Here is a 15,880-nt window from a genome sequence, read left to right as displayed (position 1 = left end):
ATCCTAAGCGCGGCCATGACGGGCACCGGGAAACCCAGGAGTTCTGTGTGCGGCGGCGGCCGAGACTACGAAGCAAGCTGATTGGGCAGCTCTGGAAAGGACTGGTTTTTTTGTCGGAGCTGGGCCATAACAAGGCGCCCAACGCCCTGGAGCCGGCGCCAAATCTCTCGCGTCTGGGCCGGGTCTGCTCCCGGCCATCAGGTACTCGGGTGGCAGCAGAACGTCATGTGCTGGGCAGGCACTTGCACGGGCATATGATTCTCGATGCATCATTCAACTTTTCCAATGGGGGAATCCATGAAGAAATCCATCGCCTCTATGGAAGAGGTTGCGTGATGGTGAACTCTTTGGCGCAGCTTGGGCGCATTGTTCACGTCCAGCCGCGTGAAGTGTGGCCGCACGAGGCACATCACTTCACGCCATGGCTGCTTCAGAATGTTGACGTTCTGAATGAACTGCTGGGGATGGAGCTCATCTTGGAAGCGGCCGAACATCCAGTCGGCGACTTCAGTCTCGATCTGAAGGGGTATGACGAAGCAACCGGCGACGTTGTCATCGTCGAGAACCAGTTGGAATTCTCAGACCATACCCACTTGGGCCAGATCCTTACCTATGCCGCCGGAACCGACCCAACAACGATCATTTGGCTCACAACCGGATTCCGGCCGGAGCATCGAGCGGCAATCGACTGGCTGAACGAGCGGACTGATGAGAACACTCGATTCTTCGGCGTGGTCATCAAAGTGGTGCGGATCGGTGGTTCGGAGCCAGCCCCGAGCTTTGAGTTGGCCGCACAGCCGAACGACTGGGAGAAGCAGGTGCGCCGCGCGACATCGGCGTCGTCTGAGGCAGGCGGCAAAGCAGCCATCTACGCAGAGTTCTGGGCGCTCGCACTCGAGCGAATCCGTAACCAGCACCCGACATGGACCCGCGGTCGCCGGAGCACGCAAAGCTGGGCCAACACTTCCACCGGAGCACGCGGTGTAGTGCTCTCGATGGCATTTACGCGTGCAGGTTTGATCACGCAGTTCTACTTCGAAGACCCAGATGCGACCATCAACTCCCAGCGCTTCGAAGCAGCGCTGGCGCAACGGGACATATTTGAAGGCGCCCTCGGCCGCACCGTGGAATGGGACCGGAGGGACGGTCGGAAAGCAGCCAAGATCGTCGATGGGCCTGCGGAATACGACGTCACCGACACCGCACGCTGGCCCGAAATGGTCGATTGGCTGATAGAGAGCCAAACCCGCATGCGTCAGGCCCTTGATGCCATCGGCGGTCCGAAAATCTTCGAAGGGACTGTGCAATGAAGACAAAGACACGGTTTTGGGCCAGGACAGCGGCCGCTCGGCTTAGGCACACGGCGCATTAGAACTGGACGCCCATCCCCAACTTCCGCCAGTCATTGTCGATTGCGGTGCAGCACGGTTAGAAAACCAGTAGGAAATGCACTCTAGGAGCACGAGGATTGCCGCTGCTGGGACGGCCAGAACTGGCATTGAGCGGCTCCCAGCTAGGAACTTAGCCACGTGCATTCGCGTTGACCACCAGGTTCGTATGGAGTCGCGAACCCCTCTCCCCCGCGCTGCATAGGCACGGGCGGAAGATCGTGACAGTCCGCACCAACTCTTTACTCCGGGATGGGTACCAAAAGTCCCTTGAACAGCCGCTTTGCTCCGGCATGCGACCCGGCAGGGCTGCGATACCCACCCCATATCTTTCGCCGGAACCGTAGGGAGGTGGGTTTCTAACCGGGATATTCCTTGTTCGCTGAGCACGCCTCTGGCCCGGGCGCTCCGTTTGACCATCGAACCCGACGTGCGCCCTCAGCGCCCTAACAGGTCAAAATAGGCCGAGCCGGGATTCCACCCCACGGGATGCAGCAGTGTCCCTACCGCCGGGTTCAGAGCACTCCACATCATGCCGTCGCCGGCGTAAATGCCGACATGGCCCCAGTTGTCGGGTCCCTGCGGATTTTGAACCACGAGGTCTCCTGGTTGAGGATCCTCTGTTCGGACGCCAATGCGCCATTGTTCAACTCGCGGCAGCTCGATTCCGGCTTGCCTGTAGATCCACTGCACATACCCGGAGCAATCCCAGGCTTTGAAGGCAGTACCGCCCCATACGTATCGCCCGCCCAGGCCATCCTGCGTGAACCTCAGTATGTCCTGACGCAGCTGGCTCAAGTTGCGTGAAGATCCAGCAGACGGCGGCCCTGGCGGAGACGTGGAACAGGAGGCCGGAGAAGTACCAGCCTCCAGTGCAGCAACGATTGCCGTGGCCGCCGGCTCCCAACGCGCATACAGTTCAGGGAAAGCAGACACCTGAACGGCTTGAGCAGCCAGACCTTTGTCTAGGGCCTGCCAACCGGGAATGTCCAGCAGTCCCCGAGGGCTGCCGCGATTCGGTCCCGATGGACCGCCGTAGAAGGCACGCGCGTTATAGGAGGCATCCATCAGCTGCTCCACTGTCCCCCAGCCCGCCGCCGGACGCTGCTGGGCTGAACCGACCGAGTCATGGTCACGTCCAACGCCGTCATTCGGGAAGTTCAGGGAAGTGGGCACGCTGGGGTTCGCGAGCATGCGCAGACTTGACTCCTGCAGCGCCATCATGATGGCGACGATCTGCCCGGAGCGCGGTATTCCAAGCTGCTTGCCGACCGTAATGTATGTCCGTGCAACGCTCTCCTGCCGCGGCGTCAGCTCGTAGAGCAAGCGCCCAGCGTTCCGAACTTCCAAGCCAGCGCCAGTCACGTTAGACGCAGTGGTCATGTCGGTGCCCTCTGGTGTACAAGCAACTGCGGGTTGACGCGCCATACCAGTTATCGCGGCCACGCCTCCGGCAAATGCCACAGCGCCAACAAACAAAGCGATGGAAGCGGCCGCCGATACGACCTTCAGCAGTGCCCGTCGCCGCGTAAGCCCCGCTACGGCTGCCAGAGCAACCATTAGTAGACGATTCTCTCTGCGGTCGCGTAGAAGCCAACCATGGCGCAGCGCTCAGATGGAGCGGTGACGGCGGGAGGACAGTTGACCATCACTGTGACTGGTGCGGAATAGGCATTTCTCCCGGTACTTGACTCGTCCACAACTTGCACCGTCACCGTGCAAACGTGAAGGCCTTCCCACGGGGCCGGATATTCCTGGACTTTGGCCAACTCGAGATCGCAACGCAGGGACTCTGCGGTGCCGCTTCGGCGAGCAGACTGACCTGCCAGGGTCGTGAACGTACCCGCTGTCACGCCAGTTCCCTCAAACTCCCTAACCAGTACAGATAAAGGATTGGATCCATCAGGCAGCAGCTCCCACCAAGACCGCACCTTGGCGTATACGTCCGAGTACGACGACGATCGACTGTCCCAGGAGAAGAGTCCCTGGGCTGCGGCTCCAGCGAGCGCCCGGTAATCGCGGGTACGCGGCAAATCATCACGCGTTGCCTCCGCCGTTATGGCGGCCTCACCAGGAACTGCGGAGGGCTCCCCACGTGCCGAGGAAGTGCCAGAAGGGTTCGCCGTTGGCGGCGCGGTTGCGGACATCGCTGGCGCGACCTTCCCGCTGGGTCCATCGGCAGGCCAAAGTATGAAGATTCCGCCAAACATGAGCAGGACCATCAGTCCCCCAGCGAACCACTGCCGGCGGCCAGCTCTACGGAACCAATTCATCGCCCAACCCCAATGTCTGAAGCCATGACCTACAGAGCCGGTCTGTTCACTTCGTGCTGAAGCACCCGCCAAGCTGCCCGGTACAACTGCCGGGCAAAGCCGATATTTACCGCGATGTACCTCTCAGTGACGCCGAGTTCACTGGCCAGAGCTGCCATCTGCACGGACCTATCCGGTCCTCGCAGTCCTGGACGAACTATCGTCTCCGCGACGCTCCGGAGAACGTTTGTGGGAAGGCAGTTCGCAGCGCATCGGCAGAGATCATCGACGCCCAATCCGGGTTCGGGGTGACAGTTCAATGCTGTGTTGATTGTTTTGGCCGTGTGGCGAACGACAGTTACGGCGTGCCATCGACGCCGGTCCTGGGGCGACGGAGGTCCGTAATGCCTCGGCCCAGTGAGACTGGAAACTGCAAGCTTCCAGGTTTCCTCGCTGACGCTGCGCTGGACCATGCCCAGCATGGCTTGCGCCCAGGCCTGATCAACATAGTTTTCAACGCCGTCTGCCACCGCTCCAGCACCTATGACAGCGAGGAGCTCGGGTGAGCTTTCCGTCGTCGTGAAGTCAACCAGCAACGGCAACGTTTGATGGCTGAGCTCGCGCCGGATATGGGCAGCGCAGATTTTGCTACAAACACCCTGAACCCACGCTTCAAAGGGGATGCCGGGCAACTCCCGGTAGCGACCCCTCGCGACCCCGTCCCACACGGCGACTCGGATGTCCTGCATGACGTCATCCACATCGCAGGATCGCCCGATTCGCGCGAGGCGGGAAACGACGTAACGATGCACACCATCAACCGCGACCAGGATCCGATCGATGGGGATGCCGGGTTCTCCAGGCGGAGGTGAGCTGTGCAAAGAGACATCGACATCAACGACCGTGTCTGAGCCCTTAGTAGATTGATACGCCTTGGCTTCAATTTCCATGGCTTCACCGCTCTGACTGTTCAGATCGAGTAGTTCGCAGAGTCGCACATAATGCCAACCCAGTTAGTGGATGCGGAGATCCAACAACGATCAGAAGAAGCTACAGGAATTATTGTCGAAGATAATTAAAGTATCGTCAAGAGTGCTGTTCTTACTTTTTGCGCCACCTTCGGGAAGAATGACCTTATGCCGAGAATTACGCAGCCTCACGACGCCGCCTGGTCGGCCGACGTCGAAGCTGCCGTCGCAACCTTCGGCAACCGAGCGCGAAACGAAATTCTTCGGTTCCTCACTTCTAGTGGGCCTGCAACTCGGGGGGATATCGTCGCCGCTGTCAGCGCGGGCGATCCCAGCGTGGCAAAGCACCTGGCCGCGCTCGAAGAGGCAGGAGTGGTGATCGTCGACGTCGAGCCTGGACGTAGGCACGGACGGTCACCCCGATATTCCGCGAACCCTGTCCGAATCAAGGAACTGCTGGACGCTCACCTTAAGTACCTGCTGGAACAGTAGTCGCAGTGCCTTGGAAAGATGTGCCAGACGTTTAGTCTGCCCGCTCCGGCGCCTCATCTGCATCCGACGGTGGACTGGCCGCGGCCCTCTCCCCTTCCGGACGGCGGCTGATGTCCTTGTTCAGGTACTCCGTGATCGCCCGAAGCGTCTCCGGCGACACGTCACCAAGGGTGCGGGCCGCAAACGTCTTCACCCTCGCAGCACGGAGAGATTTCACAAACTCAAGCTGCGAATCAATGCGTTGGGGCAGATCTGAGGCCTCGCTACCCACAAGATAAGCGGGATCCACGTTGAAGATTTCGCATAAGGCGGCTAGTAGTACCGGGTCGCTCACCAGCCTGCCCGTGCCGTCCTTCATGTAGAACCAGCGCGCTCTGGAAAGCTTGATCCCCTTCTCCGCCAGTTTTTCCTGGACTTCGCGGAACGTGACGGGTTGTCCTCGCTCGGCAACGACGACGTCGAGCAGTAGGTTCAAACGGCGTGCAAGGTCGGCCTGTGGCGAGCTTTCCGCGCCGTTGAGACCTTCCCCATCTCCGGACACGTTTCACCCCCAGACCTGACCTGGCTATCGCCAGTGAGCTACTGATTGTTGCCCAGTATTGCTACGGATAACTCCCCACGCAATATGTGGGGCTCCGTTCTTCCATCGGTATGTAGATGAGCGTATCGTCTTGCTGTAGACCCGTCTACAGCGGGTTAAAGAGGTTTCCTCGTCACCTGATTGTGGTCTCCATGGCGAACATCTTGATGAACCGGACGCGAAGCCGCCTCATTCGCTATTTGATCACACATGGCCAGGCCACCTGCTCTGAGGTCGCTGCAGCCCTAAACTTGTCTGATTCCTCTGTCCGCAAACAGCTCACTCTTCTGTGCGAGGCGGGCATGATCAGCGTGGGGTCGGGAACGTACAGGGCACGGACGGATCAGATCGAGAGACAGCTTGCGGACTTTGCGGCCACGTTTCAGTCAGCGGGCAGCGACTTCAGGAACCGCGTTACCGAGGACTCCCACCTCTCTGTATCGGCGTTCCACTCAAGTGAATGACCTGGAACTTCGAATCGAACCAATTGGACGAGGTCGGGCCGCAGCTCTGCCAAACGCTCCGAGACTTCCACCGGCGTCGATTTGTCCTCGATCCCATGCAGTATGAGCGTTGGCGTCTTGAGGTCATCGGCGCGGACTACCCAATCCAGCGTGAGAAGGTCAAGAGGTTGTTCGAGGCCCGTGACCCAGCGTCCTGCTTTCGCGCCCAACATTTTCAGCCCGACCCTGGCCACAGTTTCCGGCAGCCCACTGGCGCTCCCGTTGAACGTCAACGTCTCAGCCCAATCCAGGACGGGAGCCACCAGCACCAAGCCAATGATCCGATCTGAATGGGCAGAAAGATTCGCGGCACGCAGCGCCATGGAACCGCCAAGCGACCATCCGAACAAAACGAGCCGTAGAGCGCCGTGGTCCACGGCGAACTGGATGGCCGCTTCGAGATCCAACCACTCGTTCTGGCCCAAAGAGTACCGGGAATCGTTCGACGGCGGCGCTTCGCCGTCGTTGCGGAATGATACGACCAGCGACGTCAGACCGAGCCTGCTGGCAACAGGAACGCCGCGCAGGGCACCAGCGCGTTTCCCGCCCATTCCGTGGGCGTGGATAGCCCATGTCGAAGCCGCCGGACCACCCGTCGTGGGCGTGAATTTCCATGCGGGTGCCATGCCGTTATCGACCTTTATCTTCACTTCCTCAAACGGCAGGCCGAGTTGCTCTGGTTTGGAGTAGGCGTATCCGCTCCAGATGCCGGCTCTGGCAGCGTGTAGGTCGCCGGAGTCAACGCGCTCGACGAGCCGCGTCACTGTCCCGTCGTTCGTCTCTTCGTCTACGACGGCCCCGATGCAGGCATGGCCCCTGCCATTGCCAAACCAAAAGCTGTATCGGCCGGGCGCTCTCGTCAATGGCGTCGCCGGCAGTTCGATCCTCAGGGATCCGTCTTGTCCTACGAAGACTTGCCTTATGGGAAGATCCTCCCGGCGCGTAGTCGTCGGCACCACCACCCGGCGCGCAAAGTAAGCAGCACCCAGGAACGTTATTGCGGCCGCACTTACCGCTCCAATGGTTAGGGGGCCCAGCACTCTAGGACTCCTCATCCCTGCTCCTGACATGCTCGTCGATGACATCCCGAAGTCGCGCGAGCGTTTCAGGTGATAAATCCTGCAATTGCCTGGCCGCAAAGTTCCTAACCCGCGCCTCGCGCATCGATTTCAGGAGGCTGAGCTGAGCTTCCACCAGCTCGGGTACCTCTGTTGAGTCATCAAGAAGGTACCGGCGATCCACGCCGAAGAATGTCGCGAGATTCTGGAGCAGCTCCTTTTCCATAGCCAGGGAGCTATCACCGCTTCGCATGTAGGCCCACCTTGACCGTGACAACGGGGTGCCCCGTTCAACCATGTCTCGACTGATTTCCTTGTAAGACAAAGGCCCTCCCCCTCGGATCTCATACAGATCCAGCAACAGATTTATCTTGCGGGCGAGCCTCGCCTGCGGCAATTCAGAGGGTGCCGCGGCATCATCTGTCACTAGGATCCTTCTTCCTCCCCCGTCGTCCCAGACCTACTCGACCATCCTGTACGCCTTGACTGGATGCGAGGTAATCCTCTGTTCGAGCCAACGTTTGGAAATCAGCTTCATCCAGAAACTTAGCAGCGGCCGGATCCATCAGGAGAGCATCTTCAATTTCGACAAGCATCCGATGAAGTCTTCGCGTCTCAGGATCACCCCGCTCGATGGCTGCAGCGGGTGCCGCCAGGCGTCCATCCTTGCGGGTCGCCGTCGTTATTTCCCAGATATACGTGAGGTTTTCCAGTAAGCCAGCTTGTGTCCTCAGTTGTGCTCGTCGCACGATCCGACGGGCGACCGGTGGCAGGGCCAGCCCAGCACAGAGGAACACCATCGCCCCGACAAAACTCATGTCGTAAACGGCGGCCAACTGCTCCATCGTTGACTGCTGTCCCAGAAGATGGGCGACGTCCATTCCCAAGACCGCAAACACGACGACGAGAGCCAGGGAGCACCCAACGCCAATGAGGGTGAAGGCGACTCGAAAGTGAGACGTGGCCATCCGCCGTCGGAATCTAATGCACACGTATCCGGTCACGCCGACGACCACCCCGATGTAGACAAACTGGATGGCGGAATAGAGAGCGGCAGCAGGCTGGTCACCGTAGTCCAACATGAATTTCGTTGAGGAGGCCGGTGCTTCGATGCAGAGGAAGGCAAAGACCAGCGCCCCGGAGACTAGACCCAGAATCAGGAGGCCAGGACGGTCACTGCGCACAGGTACATCGTTTAGCTCTGCGGCCCGGAGGATCGCCTGGGAAAGGAAGTAGATTCCCACGACCATCAAGATGTTCGCGAAAAGATCCAGGAGGTTATGGCCACCGAGGGCTCGATCACCCGCGATATATATCGGGTCGACATTCAAGGAAAGCGCGGTTCCGATCGCTACCGCGGCCACGAGAATGCTGTGGTCTTTTCTGGTGCGGGCGCCCGGCAGGAGGCATAGAACGAGGCCCCAGATGACCGCAGCGGCGACTGTCTGGATCACCCGAAAACCTGTTCAAATGATCTTGGCTCCATGGTGCTGTCGCGGATAGCGCCGGCAAGAAGATCGGCGAGACTCTCAGCGGCGGCCTCCAGTTCGTCAACGAAGCTACTTCGGGCCAAAGCCCGTGACACCATCTCGCCGTCAAGATTTGGGAAGAGGCTGTCGGCATACTCCGAGGAAATGCCCAACTCATCGTGGCGCAGGATCATATGTCCAAGCTCATGAAGGATGAATTGCTGCCTGTGGAGCGCTGAGTCCGAAACGGCGTGCAGAATGATTTCCCTAGTATCCGTCGACAGCCACAGTCCGCAGACGGACGTGCCGTTGAGGATCGTCGTGGCTTCGATCTCGATACGACGCCGGCGTAGGGCTGCCACGATCCCGATGAGTCCAGCCAGAGTCAGCCGGCTTGGTAGCCGCAGCGATAGAAAGGCATCCGTAGCAATCTGCGCTGGCGCCGGTTCTTGCGATGTTTGCCGGTCCATACCGCTCCCTCCTTGCAGCGGACAGCAAGCGTGGCTGCCTTTACGGCAACTACCGCGGCGCGTCAGACGCCACAGCTTCAATTGAACGCCTCGGCTCTGGACATGTCCAGAGCCAAGGCAGACAGATGAGATTAACAATTTGCTATTCAACGGCCCAAGAGAAGAAACGTGCATTATGACGCCATCATGAGTGATGCGTTTAGGAGCAGCACCTCTCGGTTGCCCGAGACGACGATTGGTTCTCGTTGCAGGGTTCCCGTCGAAGTTGCCTGTTCAAAATACTGCCAACATCGATGGTCCGTCGGGAACGTCATCGGGCACCTGCGAAGGGCTGGTGGGGGCAAGCCTTCGCGGAATGCCGGATGCATGAAACACCTAACGAAACCCTGGACCAGCAGCGACGCCGCAAGCCTCGGTCACAGAGCCAGCGCCTCTAGGAGTTGATCTGCAGCAGTGCTGTCCTCAAGGTTTATCGTTTGGGCGATTTCTTCCAGCGGGTGTAGCAGCGCATCCATCTTGTCTTCGCTTTCACTACCCGTCCATTCGCTTATGGCTATGAATTTGGTTCTCGGATCTCGCAACTGGACGGCATCTCGCCTGCCTTTGAAGCTGAATACGGGGTTGTCCCTAAGGGGAACCTTCTCGATGATACCGCCCCGCCCTTGCTGAACGCCGAAGTCAAACCTGATCCGATGGACCGGGCCGCCGGGTGTCCAAAGTCCCTCCATCTCCACGTTCTCCTGCGGCGTAATATTCGCAGAACGAAAGAGCCTCCTTACCCGGCTATCGAAGTCGTCGCCGGGCTTGGGGGCAGGGTCGCCTACAAGTTCTCCGAATAGGCGGGCTGTGAAAGCTTGCCAATTCGTCTCAGTCTCGAACTGCACGCCGCCGGACGATATGGCGAAGTTATGCGGTCGCCGTTGTTGGAGAGTCAGCGCGTCCTCCCAGGCGTCTGATTCCGCCTGACGCCGGTAGTACTTCACCCAAGATTCAAAGTACTCTCGCTCCAGCTTAAAGCTCTTCAACTTATGACCGTCAAAGCGCCCGTCCGGACGTTCACCGATGAACTGGAGATGCCACCCCGCCGGAGAGTTCACGGCTACTCCGACATTCCGGGGCTCGTGACGCCGCAGGTCGTGCGTGTATTGAATGAGGAACCATTCTGCGTGCAGGGGAAACACCTCCAACTATTTGTTAGTGACACAGCGTAATCGAACATACATTCTAATGCATAGGCTCTGTGTACGCGCCCCCTGGAAGGGGGAAAGATTCCGGGTGAGCCGTTAGCTCCAGGCTGTACTCCACTAGCTTCGCTATGTTTTTGGCCCGCCGCTCGAGGAAATCTAAGTAGTGAGCTTTAGCGTCGAGCGTCAACAACGCTCGAGTGTGGCAGATGTCCAGTGCGTGAGCAGCGATGGCTGTGCCCTGCCTTGAAATGAGCTTCGTCCAGGCAGCACAGTCTTCCGGCTTGAAATCGATCGTCTTGCGGCCCGGGTACAGGAAGCCCTGCTCCGCAAGTTCTTTGAGTTCGGCCGGGTCACTCCGATGCTCGCCGAGGAATGCCCCCTCGTGGTCAATTGCCCAAAGACCGACGCTGGGGTGCCAGACGAGATTCTCCGACACCCTGTCAGGGTTGTATATCCAGACGTCGAACACGGCTACGCCCGCCATGATGTGGGGCTCTCTGGAGTAGACCTCCCTGAGGTCGGGGGGTCCGTAGAACTTCCCCGTCCGCCCTGCAACGGCGGTTGTCCACGCCTCACGACCATTCATAATGTCGGACACTTCGCCAAAAGGGACTGGTATGCCAAGGGAGTTGGCGAGCCGAGCCGCTAGGAATTCATGCAAGATCAAAGCATGCCCGGCCTTGCGCGGCGATTTCACGAACACTTGGGCACGGCCCTGCCATAGGTCCTTTGAGCCCTGGTCAGACGTGACCAGATCCAGAACCTTTAGCCCAGGTTTAGCTACCCTTTTCCCCAACTCAGCCCCCTATTCATTGGTTCGAACAGTAGCACTTGGCTCAGCCTGTAAGCTCGGCAGCCATCCGATCGCTGCATCCATGGCTGCCGCAGAAGAAATAACCGTGGGCTCGCTCTTCATATCCGCCTTCTGGCCGCACCCCTTCATATGCACTACTCAATTGCCCAGCGCACACGAATAGCCCGGCGGTCTGAAGCCAATCCGTCAGCAGGGTTTTCTTGATCACGAGCTTCCTCAGATCATCGCCGGTGATTGCGAAATCACCCTTAGATCCAAGAGATCTCCCTTGTAGCGGCCTGCGCCACAGCCTAAGCACAAGGCCCAGATTGCCGAGTGACTACGTCCGGATGTGGTGGATCGCCACGGTCTAGGCTCTATGCCGCCTCTCGATCCATGCTAGCTTCGGCCACCGTCTGCCGAGGTAACGGTGTCCGTGGTGCCCGCCACGCGTCCTCGCCCTCAGTAATCTGGGGAAGTCTGCTTCGGGTGCCACTCCCTGGCTCAACCGTTCAAACCGTGGCCCGGAAGGGATACGTCACCCTTGTTCAATTCGCGGCGGCCAGTCTCACTTTCGAACGGGTACCGATGAGCCGCTCCTTTGCCGCCGGCCGACTGACAGAGATCGGGGACCCACTGCTGCCGGGGAGGATCTCACTCAACTTCGCGATTTCCAGGATGTGTTCGGAAGTGAAAATGATCTTTCCCTTTCCCCAGCATGCGTGGGGGAAGCGTCCGCTGGTGGCGCCGTCGCGGAGCCATGACTCTGTGCAGCGCATCAGCGCGGCTGCTTCGGCGGGCTCAAAAAATTCGATCTCCACGGGATCTCCAAATGGAAGGCGTTACTTTCCACTTTCATGGCCTCGTGGAGGCCAATCGACATGACCGGAAATGCCAGTAAATGTTCCACGGGACGGACATCCGCCACGCCCCACGTAGAGCACTCACAATCACCGTAGAAAGGCTGTCACAGAGCGCTCAGTGGCGTCAGCACCGGCCTGCAGCGCCTCGGGCATCAAGTGCCCGTAGACCTGCTCAGTAGTCCTTGTAGAGGCGTGCCCCAGCCGGCGCGAGATGGTGAACAAGGGCACGCCGTCTTGGATCAGCCAGGAGGCGTGAGTATGGCGGAGGTCGTGAATTCGTGGGTTCTTAGTTAAACCGATTGCTTGGGCCGTGCGAACGGCAGGGACCCAGTAGTCGTCCCAATAGAGCTTGTGAATGATTCGCCCACCCTTGGGAGTCGTGAACACAAGTTCTTTTCCCGGCCTGCTGGCGACCAGCGGGATCAGCAGCTCCACGAGCGCCGGATTGAGCCCGATGGTGCGCTTACCGGCACCGGTTTTTGTCGCACCAATGTAGAACTGGTTCTGCCCGTCCCGTTTCCATGCCTTGTTGATCCGGGCGGTGGGCGGTTTGGAGAGCAGGTCGACGTCCGCCACAGTCAACGCAGTGGCTTCTCCGAATCGAGTGCCCGTCATGACCAGAAAGTTGGTGAAAGCTTTGTACCGCTCCCCCATCCCCTCCATGATGAGGCTGAACTCGGCATGGGTCAGGAACATCGCTTCATCCTCGGCCTTCTCAATACCAGGCAGCTGCACACCGCGGCAGGGATTGCGGGAGATATACCCAAGCATCTCCGCGGTGTTCATCGCCGCCGAAATCAGACCGTGGACGTTGTGGATGGTCTTCGGCGCCTTGCCCTTGGCCATCATCGACTTCACCCAATGGGCGATCAGCCGGTAATCGAGTTTGTCCACCGGGACTTGGCCGATGACGTTCCGAATGTGGAGGTCCAGCATGGTTTGGTACGTCTTAATGGTTCCGCTCGACGGACGGATCAGGAGGTCGATGTGCTCCTGGATGACCTCAGCAACGGTCGGTGTGCGCTTCTCGTTGGAGAGGATGGCGTGCTGCGCAATCTCGAAGGATTGTCCGTTGGCGTCCAGAAGCCTCTTCAGGGTTTCAGCTTCGACGAGAGTGGCGACGGTCAGGCCCTGCTGCTCGCGGCTCTTCGGGTCCCGCCACAACACCATGTAGGACGCTGTTCCGTCCTTTTTGATGCGCTTTCGAATGCTGGCCACACTAAAAACGGTACGCCGCTGTCAACACTTTGGGCGGTTTTGTCAACACCCAAAGATAAAACAGGCCGCTGACCTGCGGAAACACAGTGCCCGAGGTGGGACTCGAACCCACACACCTTTCGATACCGCATTTTGAGTGCGGCGCGTCTGCCAATTCCGCCACTCGGGCGCGGAGTACACCGGTGTAACAATCGCTCAACCACAGTGCTGTGAGCAACGCGATCGCTTCCAGTGCGCGAAATTACTCTACATGCAGATAGGCTGAATTCCAGAATCGCGCCAGTGACGCCGCATCGAACCAAACCGGTCCAAGTACATTGGCGGACAAAACCTATGATGGTGGAGTTCCCGCCGTACCTTTCCAAGGAGTTCCCGTGTCAGAACAGACGGAGTCTACCCCCACGTCCCAGCCGGCGCGCCGCGTTGTTGTCGCCGAGGATGAGACCCTCATCCGCCTGGACATCATCGAGATCCTGCGGGGTGAAGGCTACGACGTCGTCGGCGAGGCTGACAACGGCGAAAAGGCCGTCCAGCTCGCCGAGGAGCTCAAGCCCGACCTTGTCCTGATGGACGTCAAGATGCCCGTCATGGACGGCATCACGGCCGCCGAAAAGATCGTCAAGGCCCGGATCGCTCCCGTGGTCCTGCTCACCGCCTTCAGCCAGAAGGAACTCGTGGAGCGTGCCCGCGACGCCGGCGCCATGGCTTACGTGGTCAAGCCGTTTACGCCGGCGGACCTCATCCCGGCCTTGGAGATCGCGCTGTCCCGCCATGAGGAAATCAAGGCCCTCGAGAGCGAGGTCACCGACCTGCAGGAGCAGTTCGCCACCCGCAAGCTCGTGGAGCGCGCCAAGAGCCTCCTGACCACCAAAATGGGCCTGACGGAACCGGAGGCGTTCCGCTGGATCCAGAAGACCTCGATGGACCGCCGCCTCAGCATGCGCGAGGTCGCCGAAACCATCATCAACCAGGTCAACTAGCTTCCACCAGCGCCGGCCGCACACCGCGGCCGAAAGCCCCGACGCAGCGAGCACCAAAGCAACGCAACACTAAAGCACCAAGCACCAAAAAGGGAGGATCTCCGCCAACCGGCGGGGATCCTCCCTTTTGCGTTCACACGCCCAAAACTAGGCCTGGGCCCGGTTCTTCTTCTTCTTTTCCGGCCACGGGCCGACCTTGTCCTTGGCCACGGCAGCTTCGCCCTGGCTGCCGATGTCGGCGAGGTCGCCCACCTTGTGGACCTTCAGCAGGTTCGTCGAACCGGCCTTTCCGGGAGGCGAACCGGCGGCGATGACCACCAGGTCACCGTCCTCGACGACGTTCAGCTCCAGCAGGCTGCGGTCAACCTGGGCCGTCATCTCGTCGGTGTGGCCCACCATCGGGACCAGGACCGGCTGGATGCCCCAGGTCAGCGCGAGCTGGTTCCAGACGTGCTCCACCGGGGTGAACGCGAAGACCGGCTTGATGGGGCGCAGACGCGAGAGGCGGCGTGCCGAGTCACCGGACTGGGTGAACGTACAGATGTACTTCGCTTCCAGCTGGTCGGCGATCTCGACGGCGGCGCGGGTGATGGCACCGCCGCGGGTCTTGGGCTTGGTGCCCAGCGGGGGGACCCGCTCCAGGCCGTGCTCTTCGGTGGATTCGATGATCCGGGCCATGGTCTTGACCGTCTCGATCGGGAACTTGCCCACGCTGGTCTCGCCGGAGAGCATCACGGCGTCGGCGCCGTCGAGCACCGCGTTGGCGCAGTCGGAGGCCTCGGCGCGGGTGGGGCGCGGGTTCTCGATCATGGACTCGAGGACCTGGGTGGCCACAATGACCGGCTTGGCCCAGCGGCGTGCCAGTTCGATGGCGCGCTTCTGCACGATCGGCACTTCCTCAAGGGGAAGTTCCACACCGAGGTCGCCACGGGCCACCATGATGGCGTCGAAGGCGTCGATGATCTCGTGCAACTGCTCCACGGCCTGCGGCTTCTCGATCTTGGCGATCACCGGCACGCGGCGGCCTTCTTCGTCCATGATCTCGTGGACGCGCTTGATGTCCGAGGCATCCCGGACGAAGGAGAGGGCAACCATGTCCACGCCGCGGCGCATGGCCCAGCGCAGGTCGTCCTCGTCCTTTTCGCTCAGCGCAGGCACGTTGACCGCAACGCCGGGCAGGTTGATGCCCTTGTTGTTGGAGACCCAGCCGCCAACAATCACCTGGGCAACCACCTTGACGTCGTCGACGTCGATCGCGCGGAGGGCGACCTTGCCGTCGTCGATCAGCAGGGCATCGCCGGGGTTGACGTCCTCGGTGAGGCTCTTGAGCGTGGTGGAGCAGATTTCCTTGGTGCCGGGAACGTCCTCGGTGGTGATCGTGAACGTGTCACCGACCTCCAGGAGGTGGGGACCGTCAACGAAGCGTCCGAGGCGGATCTTCGGGCCCTGCAGGTCGGCCATGATGGCCACGGCCTTGCCGAGCTGGGCCGCTGCCTTGCGGACGTTCTCGTAGGTGGTGTCGTGCACGGAGTATTCGCCGTGGCTCATGTTCATCCGTGCCACGTCGACGCCGGCTTCCAGCACTGCAAGCGTGTTTTCAAAGCTTGCGATTGCCGGTCCGAAAGTGGCCACGATTTTAGCGCGTCTCATATACCTACC

General features: G+C 60.0%; 17 protein-coding genes and 1 tRNA gene. 4 read left to right on the top strand and 14 right to left on the bottom strand.

Going from position 1 to position 15,880, the window contains the following annotated elements:
- Positions 1-209: 209 nt before the first annotated feature.
- The gene (locus tag AC1DZQ_RS16560) at positions 210-1,310 is read left to right on the top strand and encodes a DUF4268 domain-containing protein (protein ID WP_476964518.1); all 1,101 of its coding nucleotides are present in this window, start codon (positions 210-212) and stop codon (positions 1,308-1,310) included.
- A gap of 516 nt (positions 1,311-1,826) precedes the next feature.
- On the opposite strand, the gene AC1DZQ_RS16555 is transcribed toward AC1DZQ_RS16560, so the two are convergent.
- Together AC1DZQ_RS16555 and AC1DZQ_RS16550 are read right to left on the bottom strand one after the other, a co-directional pair.
- On the bottom strand, positions 1,827-2,714 hold the full coding sequence (locus AC1DZQ_RS16555) for a C40 family peptidase (protein ID WP_476964517.1): 888 nt from the start codon (positions 2,712-2,714) through the stop codon (positions 1,827-1,829).
- 976 nt (positions 2,715-3,690) lie between these two features.
- Positions 3,691-4,590 (bottom strand): RNA polymerase sigma factor, encoded by a 900-nt coding sequence (locus AC1DZQ_RS16550; protein WP_476964516.1) that lies wholly within the window; start codon positions 4,588-4,590, stop codon positions 3,691-3,693.
- A gap of 186 nt (positions 4,591-4,776) precedes the next feature.
- Here AC1DZQ_RS16550 and AC1DZQ_RS16545 point away from each other — a divergent pair, with 186 nt between their 5' ends.
- Positions 4,777-5,100, top strand: a complete 324-nt coding sequence (locus tag AC1DZQ_RS16545) for an ArsR/SmtB family transcription factor (protein ID WP_476964515.1) — start codon at positions 4,777-4,779, stop codon at positions 5,098-5,100.
- 31 nt (positions 5,101-5,131) lie between these two features.
- Here the strand turns inward: AC1DZQ_RS16545 and AC1DZQ_RS16540 are convergent, their stop codons facing one another.
- A complete protein-coding gene (locus tag AC1DZQ_RS16540; protein ID WP_476964514.1) occupies positions 5,132-5,641 on the bottom strand; it encodes a hypothetical protein in 510 nt (169 codons plus the stop codon).
- A 116-nt stretch (positions 5,642-5,757) separates the two neighbouring features.
- Between AC1DZQ_RS16540 and AC1DZQ_RS16535 the strand changes: the two genes are divergently transcribed.
- On the top strand, positions 5,758-6,144 hold the full coding sequence (locus tag AC1DZQ_RS16535; RefSeq protein ID WP_476964513.1) for a winged helix-turn-helix domain-containing protein: 387 nt from the start codon (positions 5,758-5,760) through the stop codon (positions 6,142-6,144).
- On the opposite strand, the gene AC1DZQ_RS16530 is transcribed toward AC1DZQ_RS16535, so the two are convergent.
- The 10 genes from AC1DZQ_RS16530 to AC1DZQ_RS16485 all read right to left on the bottom strand — a co-directional run bounded on the left by AC1DZQ_RS16530 (position 6,063) and on the right by AC1DZQ_RS16485 (position 13,410).
- The gene (locus AC1DZQ_RS16530; RefSeq protein WP_476964512.1) at positions 6,063-6,947 is read right to left on the bottom strand and encodes an alpha/beta hydrolase family protein; all 885 of its coding nucleotides are present in this window, start codon (positions 6,945-6,947) and stop codon (positions 6,063-6,065) included. The genes AC1DZQ_RS16535 and AC1DZQ_RS16530 overlap by 82 nt on opposite strands.
- A 277-nt stretch (positions 6,948-7,224) precedes the next feature.
- The gene (locus tag AC1DZQ_RS16525; protein WP_476964511.1) at positions 7,225-7,668 is read right to left on the bottom strand and encodes a hypothetical protein; all 444 of its coding nucleotides are present in this window, start codon (positions 7,666-7,668) and stop codon (positions 7,225-7,227) included.
- On the bottom strand, positions 7,658-8,695 hold the full coding sequence (locus AC1DZQ_RS16520; protein ID WP_476964510.1) for a hypothetical protein: 1,038 nt from the start codon (positions 8,693-8,695) through the stop codon (positions 7,658-7,660). Before AC1DZQ_RS16520 ends, AC1DZQ_RS16525 begins: the two co-directional genes overlap by 11 nt.
- A complete protein-coding gene (locus AC1DZQ_RS16515; protein WP_476964509.1) occupies positions 8,692-9,180 on the bottom strand; it encodes a hypothetical protein in 489 nt (162 codons plus the stop codon). The genes AC1DZQ_RS16520 and AC1DZQ_RS16515 overlap by 4 nt, the downstream gene beginning before the upstream one ends.
- A gap of 416 nt (positions 9,181-9,596) precedes the next feature.
- Complete coding sequence (locus tag AC1DZQ_RS16510; RefSeq protein WP_476964508.1) at positions 9,597-10,277, bottom strand: hypothetical protein; 681 nt, start codon at positions 10,275-10,277, stop codon at positions 9,597-9,599.
- A 127-nt stretch (positions 10,278-10,404) separates the two neighbouring features.
- Positions 10,405-11,028 carry a hypothetical protein gene (locus tag AC1DZQ_RS16505; protein WP_476964507.1) on the bottom strand — a complete coding sequence of 208 codons (624 nt, stop codon included), beginning with the start codon at positions 11,026-11,028 and terminating at the stop codon, positions 10,405-10,407.
- Between the two features lie 175 nt (positions 11,029-11,203).
- Positions 11,204-11,389, bottom strand: coding sequence for a hypothetical protein (locus tag AC1DZQ_RS16500; protein ID WP_476964506.1), 186 nt, complete (start codon positions 11,387-11,389; stop codon positions 11,204-11,206).
- A gap of 319 nt (positions 11,390-11,708) precedes the next feature.
- Complete coding sequence (locus AC1DZQ_RS16495; RefSeq protein WP_476964505.1) at positions 11,709-11,981, bottom strand: hypothetical protein; 273 nt, start codon at positions 11,979-11,981, stop codon at positions 11,709-11,711.
- A 129-nt stretch (positions 11,982-12,110) separates the two neighbouring features.
- Entirely contained in the window at positions 12,111-13,241 is a 1,131-nt protein-coding gene (locus tag AC1DZQ_RS16490) for a tyrosine-type recombinase/integrase (protein ID WP_476964504.1), read from the bottom strand.
- An 87-nt stretch (positions 13,242-13,328) separates the two neighbouring features.
- Positions 13,329-13,410 (bottom strand) — tRNA-Leu (locus AC1DZQ_RS16485).
- A 205-nt stretch (positions 13,411-13,615) separates the two neighbouring features.
- Here AC1DZQ_RS16485 and AC1DZQ_RS16480 point away from each other — a divergent pair.
- Positions 13,616-14,221 carry an ANTAR domain-containing response regulator gene (locus AC1DZQ_RS16480; RefSeq protein WP_476964503.1) on the top strand — a complete coding sequence of 202 codons (606 nt, stop codon included), beginning with the start codon at positions 13,616-13,618 and terminating at the stop codon, positions 14,219-14,221.
- 147 nt (positions 14,222-14,368) lie between these two features.
- Here the strand turns inward: AC1DZQ_RS16480 and pyk are convergent, their stop codons facing one another.
- Positions 14,369-15,871 carry a pyruvate kinase gene (gene pyk, locus AC1DZQ_RS16475; protein WP_476964502.1) on the bottom strand — a complete coding sequence of 501 codons (1,503 nt, stop codon included), beginning with the start codon at positions 15,869-15,871 and terminating at the stop codon, positions 14,369-14,371.
- Positions 15,872-15,880: the final 9 nt, after the last annotated feature.

It is taken from the genome of Arthrobacter sp. P1_C12_2 (genome assembly GCF_056406415.1).
The sequence above is the reverse complement of the archived record's forward strand: the minus strand, read 5'-3'. Positions and strand labels throughout refer to the sequence as shown.